The sequence below is a fragment of the Neobacillus niacini genome, assembly GCF_046591715.1.
GTDB classification, from domain to species: Bacteria; Bacillota; Bacilli; order Bacillales; family Cytobacillaceae; genus Neobacillus; species Neobacillus niacini_L.
Genome location: NZ_JAWVNQ010000003.1, coordinates 47697 through 69883 on the forward strand (window position 1 = coordinate 47697; position 22187 = coordinate 69883).

Here is a 22187-nt window from a genome sequence, read left to right on the forward strand (position 1 = left end):
TTGATGTTTGAAATAGTGGCACCTCGTCAAAACTTTTGACGAGGTGTTTTTTTATGATACGCAGACGAATTATAGGATTACTCGTCATTTGTATAGCGGGGTTATTGGTACTCACTGGACGATTAGTTCAGATACAACTGTTTCAAACGGAGACTTTTTCAAAACACAATGTGAATTTATTGGAAGAAAGTGTGAAACAAAGAACACAGGAATTAGTCATTGATAACGGGCGTGGTAATTTTCTTGATCGAAATGGAGAGCTGCTCACCCATAAGAAAGTGTCTGTTCTTGTTCTGTTCCCTTTTTTGAAAAATATGGATTGGGACATTGAAGCCGTATCATCTATTTCTGGTATTTCTGAAATTAGGTTAAGGAACTCCTTAGAGAATTCAGATAAACCATTTGCCTATGGTGAACCACAGCCAATGGAATTAACACCATCCCAAATGGAGCAAATTAATAAACTCGAAATACCGGGTGTGTTTGCAATTGAAAAGAAATTTGAACGCTCCGAAATACTAGCGGAGCAATTAATTGGTTTAACAGGAGAAAATGCTGAAGAACTAAAAAAGCGTTATCCAAGTAAGGAGCTATCTGATAAAACACTAATTGGTGTTTCTGGTCTTGAAGAAAGTTTTGATGAATTTTTACTTCCAGAAGGAAAGTCAAAACTAGTCTATCACGTTGATGGTGACGGTGCTCCGTTATTTGGAATTAATGTGAAATATGTCGATCCAGCTAATCCATTTTATCCCGTAAATGTGAGAACCACGATTGATAAGAACTTACAGCAGAAATCGGAGGACTTAGTGGACAAGCATGGAATAAATAAGGGCGGGTTAGTACTGCTGGATATTGCGAGCAATAGTGTCCTGGCATCCGTTTCACGTCCGGCAATTAACCAAGATGACCCTTATAGCGGTTCGGGGATTACTAACCGTATGCTTAAACAGGAAATAATGGGCTCAATTTTTAAAACCGTGGTAGCTGCAGCTGCAATTGATAATAATCTGGATGACCCAACAAGGTTATTTAATTGCAGTAAAAAAATTAATGGAGATCCTGAACTTAAATATAATTATGGAATGCTTTCGTTTACGGACAGTTTTGCAAGAAGCTGTAACCGAACCTTTGGAGAACTGGCAAAGGAACTTCAAAAAAAGGATAAAAATATGTTAGAGGACTATGCTGAGAAATTGTCTTTAACTGGTACAGCAGGCTGGCGCGGTGAAGTTTATCATACCGATAACTTTAAACAATTGGTGGATGAAGATAAAGGCAGGGTGTTCTTATCTGAGGAAGCTAAGAAAGATCAAAACTTTGCAGCCATGTCTGGGATTGGCCAGCATGAGGTTCGGGCGACACCGCTCGCCGTTGCAAATATGATGGCCGCGATTGCAAGGGGCGGCAAAAAAGAAATGGTCCGTACAGCCTCGAAAATTGAGTATAAAAATGGTACTACGATGGTTACTTTCGATAAAAAACCATTATCTGGCGATACTATTTCACCATACACAGCCATGAAGCTTCAGAAATTATTAAGAGAAGTCGTTGTAAATCCGAATGGAACTGGAAAGTGGTTCCAAGACCTTCCCTATGAGGTTGCAGGGAAATCAGGAACTGCGGAGACAGGGAAATATCAGAATGAAAAGCAATTGCATAACAAGTGGTTTGCTGGGTATTTTCCTTATCAAAATCCCAAATATGCACTTGTCGCGGTTAATTTAGATGTTCTTGATACAGAAGGCGGTGTAAATTTATTATTTGCCGATATGGTAAAAATGTTATATGAATATGACAAAGGATTACAAAACCATTAACTTAAGGGAAAATCCTTCAAGTTCTAATCATTTCATGTTAGAATGTTGACAGCCATAATAAATGTTTAGCGCGCTTTCGCTTTTCTATTTGGAGGGATTTTTATGAGTAACGATTTCCAATCTGGCTCACGATCTGGTTATCGGGCAAAAAGGAAGAAAACGAATATTATCTTGAATAGTCTTATTGCCATTGTACTGGCACTCATTTTGTTTGTAGCCTATAATATCTTTTTAGCTGGTGACGATAAGGCAGCTCCCGAAAAGGCAGATACCAAAACGACAGCAAATCAAACCTCAGAAAAAGAGGATAAAGATACAGATAAAAATGATGCGGCAAAGGATACTGAAAAAGATAGTGATACACAAGAAAATACGGATGAAGAAAGTGAAGAAGCTTCTGTACCTGAACAGGAGGATGATTCACAAGCAGTAATCACCGAGGGTGACGGTACTACTAATGTAATTAGAACGATTGAGAACCCTGCTTGGAAGCCTGTAGGTACTGTGCAAACAGGTGAACATGCTCCTGTATATGATAGTTCACATGTTGATTGGCAGGAAATGCTAAAGGCAATCTCGTATGCAACAGGTCTAGATGAAAGTAATATGACTGTATATTGGTTAGGTCGAGATAAAACAACTGGTACTGGATCATTCAGTACTGTTGCCTCAAAAGACAAACAGCAAAAATACAATGTCTACATTGATTGGGTTGATGGAGAAGGCTGGAAACCAACTAAGGTTGAAGAGCTTTCTGCAATACAATAATAAAAAATAGGATGGGGAATCCATCCTATTTTTGTCGTTTAAAGTGAACAACCGCAGTGTAAAAGGTCTGCCCTTTCTCCGTAACGTACATTTGATGGGAGACTGAATGGACTCCTAATAGTATCGCTTTGTTTTCCTCGATTTTTGCTTCAATTTTCTTTTCTAACACTTTAAGATCTGTGGCATCAAAGAATTCTACTTTATCCTCAATAAAATCAATTTGAAAATTCATCATTTTATTCACCCTTTCCCTAAGTACATTCTAGTCAAATCCTGCTGGTGAATCAAACGAATAAATAACAACTTCATAGTAATTAAAATGAGTTGAACTACTCACAATGGAAGAATTCTGTCGAATGGTGGTAGAATAGTGTTTGCGGATATGATGGTCCAATCCGAGGAAGATTATGAAAGAAGTAAAACATATAGAAAGAGGTTTAGAAATGAAAATTGCGATAATTGGAGCAATGGAAGAAGAAGTAAAGTTGTTAAGAGATAATATTGAAGGACAAACACAGGAAACAGTTGCTGGATGTGAATTTACTTTTGGAAAAATGAAAGGGACAGAGGTCATTTTACTGCGTTCAGGAATTGGTAAAGTAAATGCTGCCATGTCAACGACGATTCTGCTTGAGAAGTATAAGCCGGATTACATTATTAATACGGGTTCTGCAGGAGGCTTTAATCCTGATTTAAATGTGGGCGATGCGGTAATCTCTACGGAAGTACGTCATCATGATGTCGATGTAACTGCCTTCGGCTATGAGTATGGACAGGTACCACAGCTTCCAGCAGCTTTTATGGCTGATGAAAAGTTAGTACAGATAGCTGAAGTTGCCGCAAAGGAGCTAGATAAATTTCAAGTGGTAAAAGGGCTTATTGTGACTGGAGATTCATTTATGGAAGATCCTGAGCGCGTTAAATTTGTCCAATCAAAATTTGATCAATTGCAGGCAGTTGAAATGGAAGCAGCCGCGATTGCACAAGTAGCACATCGATTTGGTGTCCCTTTTGTTATCATTCGCTCCTTATCTGATATTGCAGGGAAGGAATCAGAAATATCCTTTGATCAATTTATTGATAAAGCAGCCACCCATTCTGCAACATTAGTTATGAAAATTGTCGCCGCAATAGAGTAATGAGCAGATAAAGTAGTCCGGAGAAAATCCGGGCTTTTTGTTTTTCTAAAATTTACATACACTTTTAAGCTGTATTTTATGTTAAAGTAGCTTAGTAGATTTTAAGAAAAGCAGGTGACCAACAGTGGATAAACAAACAAAAAGTCTTTATGAAAAAATGGTTGATTTAAAACAATTTGCTGTCGTATTACTCGCTGTCGGTGTATTTTTCTTTTTAGGTGTGATTATTCCGTTTGACTCTAAGAGTGAGATGGATGTAAATATAATGATGATCTCCTCTATGTCCTTTTTAGCAGTATCGATTTTACTTTTTATTCAATCGAAACAGTGCCAGCTTAAACTTATGGATATGGAAGAAAACCATAAATAAACGTCCCCAGGGACGTTTATTTTTTTTGTACATCAACCAGGCGATATAATTAATTTTAAAAAAATTTAAATAAAGTGGTTTACAAAGGGTGTGTTGATGGATATAATTACCGTAGTTAGTAAAAAATTCCTAAGGAGGTCGAAGAAAATGATGATGAGATTAATGGCTGTTACAACAGGTAATGTTATTTGGATGACAACTGCACATGAAAATAAATTTGCATTCGACCGACAGGAATGGATTGCTTAACTAATTTTTTAGTTACCTAACATATCCATGCCGCAGGGTGAATGCTGCCCTGCGGTATTTTTGTGCCTAAAATTAAGGCCGCAAGGGAGTAATTTCTTGCGGCTTTTTTGTGCTGAAATTATGGATATTATTGGTAAATTTGGTTATAAAGGGAAGAGAGGTGATGGTCATGACATTAAATGTATTTTTTATCTCGATTACGTTAAAAAAACGTCAAGAAAGTCTAGAACAGGCAGAACGAAATGAAAAGATTGAATAACTATTTGAGCAAAATAAAGCACGTCAATTGTCTGTTTATCATTTACTATAAATTAACCTTAAAAAAAGGAAGTGTACTTAAATGACTCTTAATATTTTGTTTTTTTCAATTACAGTTAAGAAACATAAGGAAAGTCTGCAGGAAGCCATTCGAAATGAGCAGGTTGATAAGCTGTACGACCAGCACAAAGACCGTCAAGCTGCGGCGTACCATTTAATGTAGTAAACCCCCTAAGGGAGGTGATAGTTATGACCTTAAATATTTTATTCTTATCCATTACCATCAACAAACGTGAGATTAGTATTGAAGAAGCAGCACACCAGGAACAAATTAAAAAGATATATGAAGAAACGAAAGATCGTCAAATATCGATTCATCACATTATGTATTAAGGTACTAAGACAAAAACAAGAAAGGTGGGTTAACAATGATATATTTAATTCAAAGACGTGGAGCAAGCTTATGGAGTATGAAAGATACCACCTAGTTAATTTTTTGAGGAGGTAGTTGAAAAATGCCGGTGCATAACTTTTTATTGTTTCTTTTCATAAAAGCAAAAAAGAAAAATAAAAATGAAACTGTAAATAAGGATAGATGAATGTTAACAAATTGTTCACATCCCCTTAAGGTAGATACTGTGAAAATATGATAAATTCGAAGTAGATAAAAGGATCTATCTTAAAGGGGTGGATGAATATGTTCATGGTTGTGATGGCTTTGGTCCTTACCGGGGCGATTAGCTGTGTTATTACAGCGGAGCTGAGCGTAGAATAACTAAAAAGCATTGACCCATTCGTGGTCAATGCTTATTTTTATAGGCATGATAAAAGCCATTATTTTCAAATAAAATCTTTTGGACAGACACAATCATCCTGTTTGTAACATAGGAATTAGTTATAGGCAAAGCCCTAAAAAAGCACGGGGGTGGATGTGCATGGCAGGGATTCTTACAGCACTTGGTTATCTCATTAAGGAATTTTTATTTCTTGTCTCTTATGTTAAAAACAATGCTTTTCCGCAGCCCCTATCTGCTGCAGATGAAAGAAAATATTTACGGTTGATGGCGGAAGGGGACCCGCATGCCCGTAATATGTTAATTGAACATAATTTACGGCTTGTAGCACATATTGTAAAAAAGTTTGAAAATACTGGTGAGGATTCAGAGGATTTAATCTCCATTGGAACAATCGGTCTCATAAAAGCGATTGAGAGCTATTCAGAAGGGAAAGGAACAAAGCTGGCGACGTATGCAGCCCGCTGTATTGAAAACGAGATCCTCATGCATCTTCGGGCACTGAAGAAGACGAAAAAGGATGTCTCCTTACATGACCCAATTGGACAGGATAAAGAAGGAAATGAAATTTCCCTCATTGATGTCCTCAAATCGGAATCAGAAGATGTAATTGATACAATTCAGTTAAACATGGAGCTTGAAAAAATCCGGAAATATATTGATGTCCTTGATGACAGAGAAAAAGAAGTAATAGTCGGGCGTTTTGGCCTTGACCTTCAAAAGGAAAAGACACAGCGAGAAATTGCAAAGGAATTGGGGATCTCAAGAAGCTATGTTTCTAGAATTGAAAAACGTGCACTGATGAAAATGTTTCATGAGTTTTATCGTGCTGAAAAAGAGCGGAAGAAAAAGAATTAGAGGGCAGAGCCGGAATTTTTCCGTCTCTGTTTTTATTTAAAAGTGCAGATGCCTATACAAAAAAATAAACAGGCACATACCCTAATAAAAAGAGGAAAAGGGGGTATTTTTGTGTCATATGGCTACCCAAATCCATGTTGCTATCCAGCCCCTTATCCAGTTTATCCTGTACCTTATGCAACTGGAGGAGGCGGATGGTACGCACTGTTCATTGTGTTATTAATACTAGTCTTAATCTTCGGCGGCTGGTGGTATTATACGTCCTGCTGTTAAGAATAGTTTATGCTTGTGCCATTCCTGCACAAGCTATTTTTTTATCATAAAGGTAAATAATAGAATTTTTCAGATTATATACTTATAATGGTAAGGTACATAGTTAAGGGGGTAAAAAAATGACAGCGATTACATATTCAGATGTTTGGAATCTGGAAGTATTTTTTCAAGGTGGAAGCGATTCTGCACAATTAGCGGAACACTTAAAGGTAACAAAGGATTTAATTGAGTTATTTGAAACCAAAGTAAAAAACTGGTCCCCGCTCAATACTGCTGAGGATAAAATCTTATTAAAAGAATTACTATCAGACTTTGAACATGCTGGTAAAAAGCTTCGTCAGGCTGGCGCATTTGTAGGGTGCCTTCAAGCACAAAATACCGAAGATAAAAAGGCATATACACTTGAAGCAACAGTAACTGGGCTAAGTGCAACTTTTCAATCTGCACTTAGTGCATTTAACAGCTTGCTATCATCCATCACTGATGATGTTTGGGCTCAAGTGTTAGAGGATGAGTACCTAAAAGAATTGTCATTTTCTCTTACCGAGCTCAGAAGCAGAGCAAAAGAAAAGCTATCGATTGAGGAAGAAGCTCTCATTAGTGCACTAGGTGTAGATGGTTACCATAGCTGGGGTCAATTGTATGATCTAATTGTCAGCAAAATAAAGGTTCCGGTTGAAGAGAATGGCGAAGTAAAACAGCTGTCCGTTGGGCAGGCGTCTAATAGATTTTCAAGTTCTGACAGGGAAGTGCGGAAAGCCGTTTTTAAAAGCTGGGAAAAATCATGGAATGAACAAAGTGATTACTTATCCAAAACATTAAATCATCTATCTGGATTCCGTTTAAATGTTTATAAGAAACGGGGCTGGGAAGATGTATTAAAAGAACCGTTAGATATTAATCGAATGAAAAAAGAAACATTAGAAACAATGTGGTCCGTGATCGCGGAAAACAAGCAGCCCCTTGTAGAATATTTGAACCGTAAAGCTAAACTTCTAGGTATTGAAAAGTTAAGCTGGTTTGACTTAGACGCTCCATATGGAAAAACTGAGTCAAAAGTTTCCTACCAAGAGGGTGCGGAATTTATTGAACAAAATTTTGCCCTATTTGGTGAGAAAATGGCAGCATTTTCTAAGATGGCATTTGAGAATCAATGGATTGAAGCCGAAGACCGGCCTGGTAAAGCACCCGGCGGTTTCTGTACAGGATTTCCTGAAAGTGAAGAATCCCGTATTTTCATGACCTATTCAGGCACACCTTCCAATGTTTCTACCTTGGCTCATGAGCTGGGACATGGCTTCCACTCCTATGCAATGAAAGGTGTACATTATCTTAACCGGGGATATGCGATGAATGTTGCGGAAACCGCTTCTACCTTTGCGGAAATGATTGTAGCTGACGCAGCAGTAAAGAATGCTAAGGATGAAGAAGAAAAGCTCGCCCTCTTAGATGATAAAATTCAGAGGACCGTTGCACTGTTAATGAATATCCATGCACGCTTTCTATTCGAGACTCGATTCTATGAGGAGAGAAAAGGTGGTCCAGTATCGGTTGATACCTTAAATGAACTCATGGAAGGGGCTCAGAGGGAAGCATATTGTGAGGCATTGGATGAATATCATCCATTATTTTGGGCATCTAAGCTTCATTTCTTTATCACAGGAGTACCGTTTTATAATTTCCCGTATACCTTTGGCTATTTATTCTCACTGGGCATCTATGCTCAGGCACTTGAGGAAGGTAAAGGGTATGAAGAAAAGTATATTGCCTTATTAAGAGATACAGCTTCCATGACGGTTGAGGATTTGGCAGCTAAACATTTACAAGTGGACTTAGTTCAAAAAGATTTCTGGGAAAAGGCAGTCAAAATCTGTATTGATGATATTGTGGAGTTCCTTCAATTAACAGAAAATAAATAAAAAATGGAGCCCAGCAGATACCTGCTGGGCTTTACTGATGTAGCTTTAGCGTCGAGGGGTCATAACCAGCCTTCAAGGCGCTTCCGCTTTTCTATGTTACATCTTTTTAAGTTTAAATGGGCTGACCATTAGGAATGATAGAATGATGATGATGAAAAGAAAAGTCTGTGCCGGCAGATATGGAATCGCTAAGAAGCTTAACGTTGCCAGGCACCCTGCTGCAGTAATCGGAAGACCGGTAAAGTAGCCATTACTTTCAGTGATATTAAAGCGTGCTAATCTAAAAGCGCCGCATCCAATGTAAAAAACGGTAAAGAAGGATCCAGGTCCCCCAAATTCATTTAAGATTCCTTGATATAGTAATAGTGCAGGCGCCACTCCAAATGATATAATATCACTCATGGAATCTAATTGTTTGCCCAGCTCTGATTCAATATTAAATTTTCTAGCAGCCATGCCATCAAAACGATCGGCTAATGCGGCGATAAAAATTAATAACAAACTTAATCGCAGATTTCCTTCCATGGCAAAAATAATCGCAAATCCACCAAAAGACAGGTTGGTTAAGGTAATAACGTTTGCTGTTTGGGACTTAAGCTTCTTAATTGTAGAATCAAAAACGTCTAATAAAAACATTTTGCTCCACCACTCCTTTTCAACAAAGCCGGAAGAGAACTTTAATTTTTTTTCGTTAATCTATTATATTTAATATTAAGCTTTTTAAGCAGTTTCGTAAAGAGTATTTTTACACTTTTTGGGGGTCATGTAATGTTTAAGCACGTATACCGTCTTATGATAGAACTTACAAATGGGAAGTGGACATCAGTCTTGCTCCACCGTTTTGCCCGATCTAGAATCAGCAAGTTTGTTGTCCCTTCGTTCGCGAAAATGTATAAACTAAATCAGGAAGAAATGGAAAAGCCGCTGCATGAGTATCCAACACTTCATGATTTATTTATACGAACGCTAAAAGGTGAAGCACGGGTCATTGACTCGATAGAAGACTCAGTGGTAAGCCCTGTAGATGCAGTGATTGAGGATATCGGACCTATTAGTCAGATAAGCGAAATGATTGTTAAGGGTAAGACCTATTCCGTACAAGAAATGTTAGGCAGTCAGGAGTCAGTAGATAAATATGTACAGGGGACCTATATGATTCTTTATTTAAGTCCCAGCCATTACCATCGTATACATAGTCCGGTTGAAGGTACCATTGTTAAACAATGGACGCTGGGAAGGAAATCATATCCTGTTAATAAAATGGGCTTAAAGTATGGTGTTAGAACATTAGCTAAAAACTACCGAATGATTACAGAAGTTAAAACAGCGAGAGGGCATATCGCCATCGTGAAAGTTGGAGCCATGTTTGTCAATTCCATTGAGAAGACACATAAAGGAATGACCCTTCATAAGGGTGAGGAAATGGCTTATTTTAGTTTCGGATCTACGGTTGTATTGTTATTTGAGAAAGGAACGTTTGAACAAGATCCTGGCATACATACACCAAAGGACATTAGGGTTGGAGAGAAAATTGGATGCTTGATGAATCAAAATGGCGGCGCTAAATAGTGCCGTTCCTTTTTTAGGGAAAAAGAAAAGACCCTCTAGGGTCATAAGTAAAATATTAAGATGAAATTTTCAATTTGTTAAATAGGGAGCGGCGTTGAATTTCTGTTTCGATAAGATGGATAAACTCGGGACTAAGATTTAATTCTCTTGCTTTATAATAAGATTCAAGTAATAACTCATCTGACAGTTTACGCAAGCAGAAGCACCTCCATAAGAAAAATAAATGGTACTAAAAGATATAAATGAAGCATAAAATGGTAGGTTCATTTGGTGTACCCTAAATCTACCAAATTAAGTTGAAATGGACAACCTTTCCAATTATTCACAATTACCAGTGGATAACTTGTGACTAATCTGTTTATAAAGGATAAAAATGTGACTGAAACAATGGGTATAATGTTAATAACTTTATCCACAGAGGTGTAAAACAAGGGATTTTGTCGAAAAATATTTTTTATTTCATATTTACAGCAAAAATGTTTCAGTTTGACAAATAATAAACTCATACAGCTATAATAGTTTTATTTTGATACTAAGGGTAAAATTGGTTATGATGGTACAGATAAACAGATGAATTAATGAGGTGTAAACTGAGTGTTAAAGAAATTTTTGCCTGATGAGCATGTAAAAAGCATATTAGATATTCAACCCGAAGACTTGAAAAAAAGAGGGATAAAAGGAATCATTACTGACCTAGATAATACGCTTGTGGAATGGGATCGGCCGAATGCCACTCCTGAATTAATAAAATGGTTCGAACAAATAAAAAAGCATAAAATACTCGTTACGATTGTTTCAAATAATAATGAGATGCGGGTAAAGGAATTCTCTGACCCATTACAAATCCCGTTTATATTTCAAGCACGGAAACCTATGGTGCGTGCATTTAATAAGGCGTTAGCCCAAATGGGACTGAAAAAGGAAGAGACTGTGGTCATAGGGGATCAATTACTAACGGATGTTTTAGGTGGTAATCGAAGCGGATTCCATACGATTCTTGTGGTGCCTGTTGCCCAAACTGATGGGTTTGTAACTAAATTTAACCGCTTTGCTGAACGTAGAATTTTAAACTGGTTCAGGAAAAAAGGGATGATTCAATGGGAGGACTAAAGTGTGAGTGAACAAGAGCAATATTTATGTATGGGGTGCGGGGTGAAGGTTCAGACTGAGAACCCCGAGGAATTAGGCTATGCACCTTCATCAGCACTTGAAAAGGAAAGTATTATTTGTCAACGCTGTTTTCGACTTAAGCATTACAACGAAGTTCAGGATGTCAGTTTAACCGACGATGACTTCTTGAAAATATTGAATGGGATTGGCCAGACCGATGCCCTGATTGTTATGATTGTTGATATTTTTGATTTTAATGGAAGCTGGCTTCCAGGGCTGCACCGATTTGTAGGAAACAACAAAATCCTGCTGGTCGGAAATAAGGTGGACTTATTGCCGAAATCAGTAAAGCATAACAAATTAATTAATTGGATGAAGCAAGAGTCAAAAGAGCTTGGTTTAAGACCTGAAGAAGTATTCTTAGTTAGTGCGGAAAAGGGAAAGTACATTAGAGAAACTGCCGCAGCTATCGATGAAATGCGAAACGGGAAAGATGTCTATGTTGTAGGATGTACCAATGTTGGGAAATCTACATTTATTAATAGAATTATCAAAGAAGTTACCGGAGAAGGAGATATTATTACTACTTCACATTTCCCTGGAACGACTTTAGATATTATTGAAATACCTCTTGAGGATGGAAAAGCCCTGATTGATTCACCTGGGATTATCAATCATCATCAAATGGCACATTTTGTTGATAAGAGGGATTTAAAAGTAATAACACCGAAAAAAGAAATTAAGCCTAAGGTGTTTCAATTGAATGAGGGCCAAACCTTGTTTTTTGGGGGATTAGCCAGGTTCGACTACATTAGCGGGGGCAGGAACTCATTTGTCTGCCATGTTTCAAATGAAATTAATATCCATCGGACGAAAACTGAAAATGCAGATGAGTTGTATGAAAATCATCTTGGAGAAATGCTTTCTCCGCCTCGAAAAGATGAGTTAGGAACATTTCCTGAGTTAGTGAAACAGGAATTTACGATTAAGGATGCCAAAACAGATGTAGTGTTCTCTGGGCTTGGCTGGATAACGATAAACGAACCGGGAGTAAAGGTAGCAGCATACGTGCCTAAGGGAGTACAAACCTTAACCCGTAAATCTTTAATCTAAATAGACAGGGAATGGGGGGAAACAGGGTGAAGAAACTTTTTGCGGTTTTGGGAGATCCAATTGGTCACTCGATGTCACCAGTTATGCTTAACGATATGTTATCTTTTTACGAAATAGATGCTCACTATCATCCATTTCATGTAAGAAGAGAAGAATTAGAAACGGCAGTTAAGGGTTTGAAGGCAATTGGCATTTCAGGCTTCAACATCACGATACCACATAAAAGCACCATTATTCCTTTTTTAGATGAAATCGATGAATTGGCTTTAAGCATTGGGGCAGTAAATACAGTTGTTAATGAAGACGGGAAACTAGTCGGCTATAACACTGATGGATATGGGTTTATTAAGGGGTTAGAGCCTTATGTCTCATCCTACTCTGATAAGAAAGTGCTAGTCATTGGTGCTGGAGGCGCGGCGAGAGCGATTTACTTTACAATGGCAAAAATGAATCCTCTGGCAATAGATATTACGAATCGAACAGTCAGTAAGGCTGTTGAGCTCATCGAGTCATGCCCGTATGAGTCAAAATCTAAAGCCTTAACTTTAGAGGAGGCAGAACTGCATCTGAATGAATATGATGTGGTTATTCAGACAACGATGATAGGGATGTTCCCGAAAATTGCAGAAATGCCGATCAGTCTAAAAAATATAAAATCCCAATCTCTAGTTTGTGATATTATTTACAACCCGCTAGAGACTAAAGTTTTAATAGAAGCAAGACAAAAGGGAGCAACTGTTCAAAATGGAGTTGAAATGTTTGTTTATCAAGGCGCGCTTGCTTTTGAGAAATGGACAGGAATATTCCCGGATGTCAACAGAATGAGAGAGAATGTATTACATCAGCTTGGAGGCGTGAAATGTTAACAGGAAAACAAAAAAGATATCTACGGTCAAAAGCACATCATTTGGATCCCATTTTCCAAGTAGGAAAAGGCGGAGTCAATGACAATATGATTAAGCAAGTGGGAGAAGCACTAGAAGCAAGAGAACTTTTTAAAATAAGTGTTCTGCAAAATTGTGAAGAAGATAAAAACGTCGTTGCAGAGCAGCTTGCTCATGGAACGGGTGCAGACATTGTCCAGATTATTGGAAATACCATTGTTTTATACAAAGAATCAGTGGAGAAGAAGCAAATAACACTTCCATAGTAAAGGAGGTTTCATCATCATGTCAAAGGTTGGGATATTAGGAGGGACATTTGACCCGCCTCATTACGGCCACCTCTTAATTGCTAATGAGGTTCTCTCCAAGCTTAATCTTGATGAAGTATGGTTTATGCCAAACCAAGAGCCTCCTCATAAAAAAAAGTCGGAATCAGTTGACAATCAAGATCGTCTTCAAATGCTCAAGCTTTCAATCAATGGGAATGAAGCATTTAAGATTGAAAAAGGGGAGTTAGAAAGAACGGGACCTTCTTTTACTGTCGATACTATGAGGATTTTAAATGAACAATATCCAAACCATCAATTTTACTTTATCATTGGTGCGGATATGATAGAATACCTCCCCAATTGGCATAAAATTGATGAATTGATAGAACTTGTTCAATTTGTGGGCGTCAAAAGACCTCAGTACAGTTTAAAAACAGATTATCCAATTACTTATGTAGATGTACCTGCCTTTGATGTTTCATCCAGTATGATTAGGGAAAGAGTATCACAAGGTTTGACTGTACGCTATTTATTACCAGACCCAGTCATTGATTATATTAGGGAGAATCATTTATATGGAACGTGATGAGGCATTAAAAATAGTTAAAGAGCAGTTGACTGACCATAGGTATCAACATACTTTAGGCGTAATGGAAACTGCTATCGTTTTGGCTGAGCAGTATGGTGCAGATGAAAAGAAGGCAGAAATGGCAGCAATTTTTCATGACTATGCAAAATTCCGGCCAAAGGATGAAATGAAACAGATTATTTTATCGCAAAATTTTCCTCAAGATTTACTTCATTATCATGCTGAGTTGTGGCATGCACCAGCAGGGGCATACTTAGTAGAAAAGGAAGCAGGGGTAGAAGATAAGGAAGTACTGGATGCGATACGATATCATACCTCTGGAAGACCCGGAATGACTCTGCTTGAAAAAGTAATATATTTAGCTGACTACATTGAACCAGGGCGTCATTTTCCAGGTGTAGATGAAGTTAGAGCTTTAGCAAAAGAAAATTTGGACAATGCATTAATACAAGCAGTAAAAAATACAATACTATTCTTAATGAAAAAGAATCTGCCGGTTTATCCGGATAGCTTTCTAACCTATAATGATCTCGTAATGAAACGGAGGATTGATTGATGTCTAATCAAGAGTTATTAAAAATTGCAGTAAAGGCTGCAGATGATAAACGTGCAGAAGATATTCTAGCATTAAACATGCAGGGGATTTCCCTAATTGCTGATTATTTTATTATTTGTCATGGAAACTCTGACAAACAGGTTCAGGCGATTGCAAGAGAAATTAAAGAAAAAGCAGAAGAAAACGGATATAATGTAAGAAGAATGGAAGGCTTTGATGAAGCAACTTGGATTCTAATTGATCTTGGTGATGTGGTTGCACATGTATTCCATCGTGATGAAAGAAGTTACTATAAGTTAGAACGTTTATGGGGCGATGCGCCGTTAGAGGATATCCATAGTGAGCTGACAACATGAGCTATGAGCAGTTTGCCTATTTATATGACGAGCTGATGCAAGATGCTCCATATGATGAATGGGTAAGATTTGTAACGGAAAAATTGAATAAATATCAAGTGAATGGTAAAAATTTACTTGATTTGGCATGTGGTACCGGAGAGCTCTCTGTTCGTTTCGCTAAGGAGGGCTTTTCTGTTACAGGAGTGGATTTGTCAGCGGATATGCTTAGTGTTGCACAGGCAAAAGGACAGGAGGAAGGAATGAATATTCCTTTTTTTGAGCAGGATATGACAAATCTAGAAGGACATGGAGAATTTGATATTATAGGGATTTTTTGTGATTCCCTAAATTACCTCAAATCGGATGAAGACGTAATACATACTTTTGCGAGTGCCTGCAGTCATCTAAAAGATAACGGCCTATTCATTTTTGATGTCCATTCTGTTTATAAGATATCTGAGCTCTTTATCGATCAAACCTTTACGCTCACTGACGATCACCTATCCTACATATGGAATAGTTTTGCTGGTGAATTACCCAATAGTGTAGAGCACGAGCTGAGTTTTTTTGTTTTAGATGAACATTCAGGTAAATATGATCGTTTTGATGAACTTCATTATCAACGAACATACCCTGTGGAGCAGTATTCAGAATGGTTAGAAAGAGCTGGATTTGAATTGCTCGAAATCTGTGCGGATTTTCTGGATAGTAAACCGCAGGACGATACAGAGAGAATATTTTTCATTGCAAAAAAGCCATCAAAATAAAAGATGGCTTTTTTTTAATATAAATAAAGGTATTTGTCTTTTCTTGGCGAATTAATGCTTATAGAACTGCGAACTTACTTTTTCAATGTCTTCATTAAACTTTGTATGTGTTGCTTGGAAAATATGTTCAAAGAGATCTCCAAGCTCTTCCTCCATCACCTTAATGCCCTCACCTGTAATACCGCCCTTAACACAAACTTTTTCTTGTAATGAAGGTAATGTATAATGTCCTTGTTTTAATAACTCTCCTAGGCCGACAATCATTTCACTCGCCATAACTGTAGCGGTTTCTTGATCAATTTTTGTTTCTTTTACAGCTGCGAGGATAAAACGCTGCAGCAGATAACTGAAAAATGCCGGACCACAGCTGACGATATCTGAAGCTACTCTGGTGATTTTCTCCTCAATCGTAACCGGAACCGAAATCTTCGCAAAAATACTTTCCACTTTTGTTTTCCAATTTTCACTGCAATGTTCACCATAGGTTATCAGTGAAACTCCCGCTAATGCGCGGTTTGTAATGCTTGGAATAACCCTGATAACGGAGCAGGCTGTCTTTCTTTCAAGCTGACTTGTATCGATAGGACTTGTGATGGAAATAACACATTTTCTACTATTTAGATGCGGGTTAATTTCATTAAGAATGGCATAGACATCTAAGGGCTTCACACAAATAAACACTAAATCGGATTGAGATGCCACTTCAGCCGCATTTTCCCCAACCCTTATACCCTTATATTTATCTTTAAGCAGCATCGCTTTTGTTTTAGACCTATTTGTAATAACCATTGAAGAAGGGGAAACTGCTTTTCCATCGATCAAAGCCTCGACCAAAATTGTCCCCATATTACCGGTACCAATGATACCAATTTTCATTATTCCGACCCTCCTTCGCATGCAGATTCTCTAATAACAATATGAAATATGATAGTGAAATATACCAATTGAAAGGATGGATTACTCATGAAGGACTGGATATACGAGCATAGGATTTATGTGATCATTACGGTTATCATCGCTTTTGGGGCCATTTTTTATATCTCAGAAGAAAGTAAATCTTCTGTAGGAGATGTAGGAAATATTGTTCCGGAAGAAATTAAGGAAGAGCAGGTTCCTTCACCGCCACAAAGCCAAATAGAAGAACCAGAAGTTATCATGGTTGATGTTAAGGGGCAGGTTGTCATGCCGGGAGTTTATTCCACAAGGGAAGGTGAGAGGGTGATAGACGTTATCCATCGAGCTGGAGGGCTGACTGAGAACGCTGATGAAAGCCAAGTGAATTTTGCTGAACATGTTCAAGATGCAATGGTTATTTATATCCCCGCTAAGGGACAGGAAGGAATTACGGTACCTGCTGGATCACCGGTTAATGCTTCGACATCTGGGAGCGCTTCAGGTAATTCTGGAAAAATTAATCTAAATAAAGCAGATGAAACACAGTTGCAAAACCTTCCGGGAATTGGACCACAAAAGGCGGCTGCCATTATCGAGTATAGAGAAACAAGCGGAAGCTTTAAGAATGTCGAAGATTTAAAGAATATTAGCGGGATTGGTGATAAGACATTTGAGAAACTAAAGGATCTCGTTACCGTTCAATAAGAAACACATTGACCATTTTAAGTCTAAGATATTACACTTAAGAAAGAAATATATCGAAATTTGGAGGAGTTGGAGAAAGTGGAACGCATTTCATGGGATCAATATTTTATGGCTCAAAGTCATTTGCTGGCGTTAAGAAGTACCTGCACACGTTTGACAGTGGGCGCGACAATCGTCAGAGATAAAAGAATTATTGCCGGAGGTTACAACGGTTCTATTGCTGGCGGAGATCACTGTATTGATAAAGGCTGTTATGTCATAGATAACCACTGTGTTAGGACGATACATGCCGAAATGAACGCTCTATTGCAATGTGCCAAATTTGGTGTACCCACAGCAGAAGCAGAGATTTATGTTACTCATTTTCCCTGTCTCCAATGCTGTAAAGCGATAATCCAAGCAGGGATTAAGACTGTTTATTACGCAGAGGATTATAAGAATCATCCTCATGCAGTGGAATTATTTCAGCAGGCAAATGTCAAAACCGAAAAGGTAGAGTTAAAGGAATCAGTAATTGATTTTCGGAAAATAAGTCAATAATCCCCCAAATTATACATAACGCCGGGTTTACCGGCGTTAAAACTACTCCCAAACAATGGAGACCAAAATGAATAATAAATGTTTCTACTTTGCAGTTGCCGCCCTTTTAGGAGTGTTATCCTCATTTTTCTTTTTTCTGTCTGTCTTTTTTTGTTTCATCCTTTATTTTTATCTCTTATATATGTTCAAGAACTTTACAAGACAACAATTGGTCACCGTCCTCGTCCTCTTTTTTACCTTCTTCTATACTGGTCAACATACGATTACCCATAATACAACCAAGCTGCCTGACGCTCTTACAAACTTTTATCTAAAATATACCGAAAACACCAAAGTGGATGGCGACCTGCTCCAGGTAATGGCATTTGATATACAGTACAAAGAGAAGCTATTAATAAGATATAAAATAAAATCAGAGGCAGAGAAGGAGGCTCTGAAAAACACAATTTTTTATGGCCGGATTTGTCATGTATATGGTATATTGGCAGATCCCTCTATCGCCAAAAATCACAATGCATTTAATTACCGGAAATATTTAGCTGGCAAACAGATTTATAAAATAGTTGAAGTAGATCATAACCCTCTCAATAAATGTGCTGAAGTAAAATCAACTCCTATTACCTTTATTAAAAAGGTTCGTTTCACTGGCATTAAGTATCTCGAAAAACACTTTCCCGCAGAAATTGCTGCCCTATCCGCTGCTTTGATTTATGGTGACCGAAGTATGTTTGCCCCTGAGGTTCTGATAAATTATCAAAAAACAGGCATTGTGCATTTGTTGGCTATATCAGGTCTTCATGTTTCCTTATTAATTGGGATGGTTTTTTATTTAGGTCTTAGGGTCGGGTTAACTAGACAGTTCATGATAAATTTTCTCCTTTTTCTATTACCGGTATATGCCATTTTAACTGGTGCTTCACCCTCTGTTATACGTGCGGTATTAATGCTGTTTCTTGTATTATTGGTTGTCCGTTGGAAAAAGCAAATAAAATTGTCACCTATGGATGTTATTAGTCTTACCCTGATGATTTATGTATTTTTTTCTCCCTTGATTATTTTTGACGCGGGCTTTCAATTATCGTTTTCTGTCAGCTATGGCATTATTATTTCTGCCTACAGTATTTTTCCTCGATATAAAGGAATACTCTCTGCAATGGTCGTAACCTCCATTATTGCACAACTCGCAGCTATACCGATTTTGCTGTATCACTTTTTCGAAATTTCGTTTATCGGTATTCTTGCTAATCTCCTCTATATTCCTCTCTTCTCCTATGTATTTCTGCCGGGATTTTATCTCTTATATCTCATTCAACTAATATTTGGGGCTGCTCCGTCTTTTCTTATTACCTTTTTTATGAAAATTATCACTCTAGCCAATGGACTTATTGAAAAACTTGCAGACCTTTCTTTTGCCCAGCTAGTAACCGGAAGGCCTAATATGCTTCTCTTTATCATTTATCTGGTCATCATCGTCACTATTTTCCTAACATGGGAAGCAGGTTTATACCAAAAACAAAGACTTAAGGTTATCCTTTTAGCGTTCATCTTGATTACTTTCCAGAACATTTGGAATTGGGCAAATCCATTTGGGGAAGTCTCGATGATTGATGTGGGGCAGGGAGATAGTATTCTAATCCATTACCCATTCGGTAAAGGTACCTATTTAATTGATACGGGAGGAACCATCCAATTCGAAGAGGACGAATGGAAAAAGTCAGCAAATCCCTTTGAAACAGGGCGGGATGTTGTTGTCCCTTTTTTAAAAGGAAAGGGGATCACTAAACTAGATAAATTGATTCTGACACATGGTGATAGTGATCATATTGGCGGAGCTCTAGCTGTTTTAAAGGAAATAGAAGTCAGCCAAATTATCATGCCTTCAGTTGCTGAACAATCAAACTTAGAGTCAGACATAATTCAGGAGGCGAAAATAAAAGGTATTCCAGTTATTATGGTTGCTGAAGGAAGCTATTGGGAAAATGAAAAGAGTAAATTTTATGTTTTAAGTCCAAAAGAAAACTTTCAAGGAGAACGAAATAGCGGATCTATCGCAATAACAGCAAATATTGGCGGGCTTAATTGGTTCTTTGGCGGCGACCTTGATCAAGAGGGAGAGGAAAGAATTATAACGAAATATCCTAATTTGAAGATAGATGTATTGAAGGCAGGGCACCACGGCAGTAAAACGTCAACAAGTGAGCAATTTATTAGTAAAATAAAACCGGCTGTCTCATGGATTTCGGTTGGTGAACATAATCGCTATGGGCATCCCCATGATGAGGTGTTAGAACAACTTGAGAATACAACTATATATAGAACGGATATCCATGGTGCAATAACGTATAGGTTTTATCAGGAGAGTGGAACCTTTTCTTCCTTTTTACATATGATAAAGCAATAACATAACAGAAAATGAAAAAAGAGACTGTACGATTACAGCCTCCGAGTACTAACTATGTAGCAGTGCATTAAGATTAGGATCCGACAACTTTAATTACTGTTGCAATAATAAACATTGTAGCGAAAAAACCAAAAGAAACAACAAAACCTACTCCAGAATCGATTGCGTCATTGCGTTTAGTCTGTACATTCTTTTCAAATTCGTTCACAATATACCCCTCCTATTTCACATAATAGTATAAGCTTTTTTACTTAAAAAATCCAGAGTGCATTTAATATCTACTTCCTATATTGACAAGAGTTGACACAAATAGTTTAGACCGATAAGGTGACACTAAATTTACACAAGGAACTCCGCCAAGCAATTAAAAGATCCTAGGGCTTTAATTGCGGGCGTTCATTATAGATCGGGAATTGGCGCTTTCATACGAAAAGCTGTCAATTCCCTTTTAACACTTGTCAAAATGTCCAAGCTTCATTACGATAGATAATGGAAAGTGAATCAAAGGGGAGCTTGGAAATGGTATTAGATATTTGGAAACAAATTAAACAACGGGAAATTGCTCCCATTTATTTATTATATGGCACTGAGGCCTTTTTAATCAATGAAACGAAGCAGTTATTGCTTAATCAGGTTTTAGATGAAGAAGAAAAGGATTTTAACTTTACTGCTTATGACCTAGATGAAACACCCATTGAAACGGCTTTAGAAGATGCAGAAACCTTTCCTTTTCTGGGTGAGAAGAAAGTGATTTTTTTACATAATCCAAAGTTTTTAACGGCTGAAAAGACGAAAGAAAAAATCGATCATAATATTGCGCGATTTGAAAAGTATTTAAAAGAGCCTGCTCCGTATACGGTCTTAGTTATATCAGCTCCTTATGAAAAGCTCGATGAACGAAAAAAGATAACCAAAGAGCTAAAGAGAAGTGCTGTCACAGTTGAAGCAAAGAAGTTAAATGAACATGATTTGAAAAATTGGGTGAGGGAAAGAGCGAAAGCACAGGGGATTGTTATCGAACCTAATGCTCTTGAACTCTTACTAACATTGGTTGGAACAAATATGTTTATGATTACAAGTGAAGTGGACAAGTTAGCATTATATGCGCATAGTGAAAAACAAATTAATGCTGATATGGTCGAAAAGTTAGTTTCGCGTTCATTGGAGCAAAATATTTTCACTTTAATTGAGAAAGTAGTGCAAAGAAGACCCGAAGAGGCACTTAGAATTTATTATGATCTTTTAAAGCAAAATGAGGAACCGATTAAGATTTTGGCCTTGCTTGCCGGTCAATTCAGGCTTATTTATCAGGTAAAGGAGCTTTCGAGAAGAGGGTATGGACAACAGCAAATGGCTGGGTTTTTGAAGACTCATCCCTTTCGTGTAAAGTTAGCTGCAGGACAAGCCAATCAATTTACCGATGAAGAACTAACAAATCTTATGGGGATGCTGGCAGATGCTGATTACCAAATGAAAACGGGCGGTATGAATAAATCATTACTAATTGAAATGCTATTATTTAAAATAAAACGTTAAACAGAAAAAACGATTCCGGCAGGGAATCGTTTTTTCATGCTCTTAATATTGTCTAGCTCCAGCGCCTAGGGGCTCGGGTCATAAGCCAATCCGTCAAGAAGGCTAAAGAACAGCCTTCTCGCCAGCTTGTCTTATGCCAGTCGCCCCTGAACAAGGCGCTTCCGCTTTTCTTATAGAGAGTTAGCTTTTTTAGCAAGACGTGATTTTTTACGGGCAGCAGCATTTTTATGGATAAGTCCTTTAGCAGCAGCCTTGTCTAGTTTGCTAGCAGCAGTAGAGAATGCTTCTTTCGCTGCAGGAGCATCGTTAAGAGTAACAGCAGCTTCAACTTTCTTGACAGCTGTACGCATTGCAGATTTAGCAGTTGTATTTTGAGCATTACGAGCTTCGCTTGTTTTTACACGCTTAATAGCAGATTTAATGTTAGGCATTACTTTCACCTCCTACAAAGAATCGAGACTATATGAA

General features: G+C 37.7%; 28 protein-coding genes and 1 pseudogene. 23 read left to right on the forward strand and 6 right to left on the reverse strand.

Features of this window, described 5'->3' with window-relative positions:
* The first annotated feature begins 53 nt into the window (after window positions 1-53).
* Together SFC47_RS10005 and SFC47_RS10010 are read left to right on the forward strand one after the other, a co-directional pair.
* Window positions 54-1820 carry a peptidoglycan D,D-transpeptidase FtsI family protein gene (locus SFC47_RS10005; RefSeq protein ID WP_411254147.1) on the forward strand — a complete coding sequence of 589 codons (1767 nt, stop codon included), beginning with the start codon at window positions 54-56 and terminating at the stop codon, window positions 1818-1820.
* Between the two features lie 102 nt (window positions 1821-1922).
* Entirely contained in the window at window positions 1923-2588 is a 666-nt protein-coding gene (locus SFC47_RS10010) for a YrrS family protein (RefSeq protein ID WP_411254148.1), read from the forward strand.
* Between the two features lie 25 nt (window positions 2589-2613).
* Here the strand turns inward: SFC47_RS10010 and SFC47_RS10015 are convergent, their stop codons facing one another.
* On the reverse strand, window positions 2614-2820 hold the full coding sequence (locus SFC47_RS10015; RefSeq protein WP_411254552.1) for a DUF2536 family protein: 207 nt from the start codon (window positions 2818-2820) through the stop codon (window positions 2614-2616).
* Window positions 2821-3031: 211 nt separating this feature from the next.
* Here SFC47_RS10015 and mtnN point away from each other — a divergent pair, with 211 nt between their 5' ends.
* From mtnN to SFC47_RS10055, 8 genes are all read left to right on the forward strand, one after another.
* Window positions 3032-3727, forward strand: a complete 696-nt coding sequence (gene mtnN / locus SFC47_RS10020) for a 5'-methylthioadenosine/S-adenosylhomocysteine nucleosidase (protein WP_411254149.1) — start codon at window positions 3032-3034, stop codon at window positions 3725-3727.
* A gap of 124 nt (window positions 3728-3851) precedes the next feature.
* Window positions 3852-4097: a YrhC family protein gene (locus SFC47_RS10025; protein WP_411254150.1), complete on the forward strand. Its 246-nt coding sequence runs from the start codon at window positions 3852-3854 to the stop codon at window positions 4095-4097.
* Window positions 4098-4455: 358 nt separating this feature from the next.
* Window positions 4456-4605, forward strand: coding sequence for a YrzI family small protein (locus SFC47_RS10030; RefSeq protein ID WP_411254151.1), 150 nt, complete (start codon window positions 4456-4458; stop codon window positions 4603-4605).
* Window positions 4606-4686: 81 nt separating this feature from the next.
* Window positions 4687-4827: a YrzI family small protein gene (locus SFC47_RS10035; protein WP_411254152.1), complete on the forward strand. Its 141-nt coding sequence runs from the start codon at window positions 4687-4689 to the stop codon at window positions 4825-4827.
* 26 nt (window positions 4828-4853) lie between these two features.
* Window positions 4854-4997 carry a YrzI family small protein gene (locus SFC47_RS10040; protein ID WP_411254153.1) on the forward strand — a complete coding sequence of 48 codons (144 nt, stop codon included), beginning with the start codon at window positions 4854-4856 and terminating at the stop codon, window positions 4995-4997.
* A gap of 542 nt (window positions 4998-5539) precedes the next feature.
* Window positions 5540-6256 carry an RNA polymerase sporulation sigma factor SigK gene (gene sigK / locus SFC47_RS10045; protein WP_411254154.1) on the forward strand — a complete coding sequence of 239 codons (717 nt, stop codon included), beginning with the start codon at window positions 5540-5542 and terminating at the stop codon, window positions 6254-6256.
* A gap of 111 nt (window positions 6257-6367) precedes the next feature.
* Window positions 6368-6529, forward strand: a complete 162-nt coding sequence (locus SFC47_RS10050; protein ID WP_411254155.1) for a hypothetical protein — start codon at window positions 6368-6370, stop codon at window positions 6527-6529.
* 119 nt (window positions 6530-6648) lie between these two features.
* Window positions 6649-8448 carry a M3 family oligoendopeptidase gene (locus SFC47_RS10055; protein ID WP_411254156.1) on the forward strand — a complete coding sequence of 600 codons (1800 nt, stop codon included), beginning with the start codon at window positions 6649-6651 and terminating at the stop codon, window positions 8446-8448.
* 96 nt (window positions 8449-8544) lie between these two features.
* On the opposite strand, the gene pssA is transcribed toward SFC47_RS10055, so the two are convergent.
* Entirely contained in the window at window positions 8545-9084 is a 540-nt protein-coding gene (pssA, locus tag SFC47_RS10060) for a CDP-diacylglycerol--serine O-phosphatidyltransferase (protein ID WP_095250100.1), read from the reverse strand.
* 132 nt (window positions 9085-9216) lie between these two features.
* Here pssA and SFC47_RS10065 point away from each other — a divergent pair, with 132 nt between their 5' ends.
* Complete coding sequence (locus SFC47_RS10065) at window positions 9217-10017, forward strand: phosphatidylserine decarboxylase (protein ID WP_411254157.1); 801 nt, start codon at window positions 9217-9219, stop codon at window positions 10015-10017.
* A 55-nt stretch (window positions 10018-10072) separates the two neighbouring features.
* On the opposite strand, the gene SFC47_RS10070 is transcribed toward SFC47_RS10065, so the two are convergent.
* Window positions 10073-10213 (reverse strand): sporulation histidine kinase inhibitor Sda, encoded by a 141-nt coding sequence (locus tag SFC47_RS10070; protein ID WP_411254158.1) that lies wholly within the window; start codon window positions 10211-10213, stop codon window positions 10073-10075.
* A 398-nt stretch (window positions 10214-10611) separates the two neighbouring features.
* Here SFC47_RS10070 and SFC47_RS10075 point away from each other — a divergent pair, with 398 nt between their 5' ends.
* Genes SFC47_RS10075 through SFC47_RS10110 form a run of 8 tightly spaced genes read left to right on the forward strand, consistent with a single transcriptional unit; the run spans window position 10612 to window position 15643 of the window.
* On the forward strand, window positions 10612-11127 hold the full coding sequence (locus SFC47_RS10075; protein WP_411254159.1) for a YqeG family HAD IIIA-type phosphatase: 516 nt from the start codon (window positions 10612-10614) through the stop codon (window positions 11125-11127).
* 30 nt (window positions 11128-11157) lie between these two features.
* A complete protein-coding gene (gene yqeH / locus SFC47_RS10080; protein ID WP_411254553.1) occupies window positions 11158-12240 on the forward strand; it encodes a ribosome biogenesis GTPase YqeH in 1083 nt (360 codons plus the stop codon).
* Window positions 12241-12266: 26 nt separating this feature from the next.
* Window positions 12267-13106, forward strand: a complete 840-nt coding sequence (gene aroE, locus SFC47_RS10085; RefSeq protein ID WP_411254160.1) for a shikimate dehydrogenase — start codon at window positions 12267-12269, stop codon at window positions 13104-13106.
* Window positions 13100-13390, forward strand: a complete 291-nt coding sequence (yhbY, locus tag SFC47_RS10090) for a ribosome assembly RNA-binding protein YhbY (protein ID WP_411254161.1) — start codon at window positions 13100-13102, stop codon at window positions 13388-13390. The genes aroE and yhbY overlap by 7 nt, the downstream gene beginning before the upstream one ends.
* A gap of 19 nt (window positions 13391-13409) precedes the next feature.
* Complete coding sequence (locus SFC47_RS10095) at window positions 13410-13979, forward strand: nicotinate-nucleotide adenylyltransferase (RefSeq protein WP_411254162.1); 570 nt, start codon at window positions 13410-13412, stop codon at window positions 13977-13979.
* Entirely contained in the window at window positions 13969-14538 is a 570-nt protein-coding gene (gene yqeK, locus SFC47_RS10100) for a bis(5'-nucleosyl)-tetraphosphatase (symmetrical) YqeK (protein ID WP_411254163.1), read from the forward strand. The genes SFC47_RS10095 and yqeK overlap by 11 nt, the downstream gene beginning before the upstream one ends.
* The gene (rsfS, locus tag SFC47_RS10105; protein ID WP_179596928.1) at window positions 14538-14894 is read left to right on the forward strand and encodes a ribosome silencing factor; all 357 of its coding nucleotides are present in this window, start codon (window positions 14538-14540) and stop codon (window positions 14892-14894) included. Before yqeK ends, rsfS begins: the two co-directional genes overlap by 1 nt.
* Complete coding sequence (locus SFC47_RS10110; protein WP_411254164.1) at window positions 14891-15643, forward strand: class I SAM-dependent DNA methyltransferase; 753 nt, start codon at window positions 14891-14893, stop codon at window positions 15641-15643. The genes rsfS and SFC47_RS10110 overlap by 4 nt, the downstream gene beginning before the upstream one ends.
* Before the next feature lie 51 nt (window positions 15644-15694).
* On the opposite strand, the gene comER is transcribed toward SFC47_RS10110, so the two are convergent.
* A complete protein-coding gene (gene comER / locus SFC47_RS10115) occupies window positions 15695-16519 on the reverse strand; it encodes a late competence protein ComER (RefSeq protein WP_411254165.1) in 825 nt (274 codons plus the stop codon).
* Between the two features lie 87 nt (window positions 16520-16606).
* Here comER and SFC47_RS10120 point away from each other — a divergent pair, with 87 nt between their 5' ends.
* From SFC47_RS10120 to SFC47_RS10130, 3 genes and pseudogenes are all read left to right on the forward strand, one after another.
* A complete protein-coding gene (locus SFC47_RS10120) occupies window positions 16607-17242 on the forward strand; it encodes a helix-hairpin-helix domain-containing protein (RefSeq protein ID WP_411254166.1) in 636 nt (211 codons plus the stop codon).
* Window positions 17243-17320: 78 nt separating this feature from the next.
* Window positions 17321-17767: pseudogene (locus SFC47_RS10125) on the forward strand (ComE operon protein 2); the annotation flags it as partial.
* 82 nt (window positions 17768-17849) lie between these two features.
* Window positions 17850-20183 carry a DNA internalization-related competence protein ComEC/Rec2 gene (locus SFC47_RS10130; protein ID WP_411254167.1) on the forward strand — a complete coding sequence of 778 codons (2334 nt, stop codon included), beginning with the start codon at window positions 17850-17852 and terminating at the stop codon, window positions 20181-20183.
* A gap of 73 nt (window positions 20184-20256) precedes the next feature.
* Here SFC47_RS10130 and SFC47_RS10135 read toward each other — a convergent pair whose 3' ends face one another.
* Complete coding sequence (locus tag SFC47_RS10135; protein WP_411254168.1) at window positions 20257-20391, reverse strand: YqzM family protein; 135 nt, start codon at window positions 20389-20391, stop codon at window positions 20257-20259.
* 311 nt (window positions 20392-20702) lie between these two features.
* Between SFC47_RS10135 and holA the strand changes: the two genes are divergently transcribed.
* Window positions 20703-21719 (forward strand): DNA polymerase III subunit delta, encoded by a 1017-nt coding sequence (gene holA, locus SFC47_RS10140; protein ID WP_411254169.1) that lies wholly within the window; start codon window positions 20703-20705, stop codon window positions 21717-21719.
* A 170-nt stretch (window positions 21720-21889) separates the two neighbouring features.
* Here holA and rpsT read toward each other — a convergent pair whose 3' ends face one another.
* Window positions 21890-22150 (reverse strand): 30S ribosomal protein S20, encoded by a 261-nt coding sequence (rpsT, locus tag SFC47_RS10145; protein ID WP_063251355.1) that lies wholly within the window; start codon window positions 22148-22150, stop codon window positions 21890-21892.
* Window positions 22151-22187: the final 37 nt, after the last annotated feature.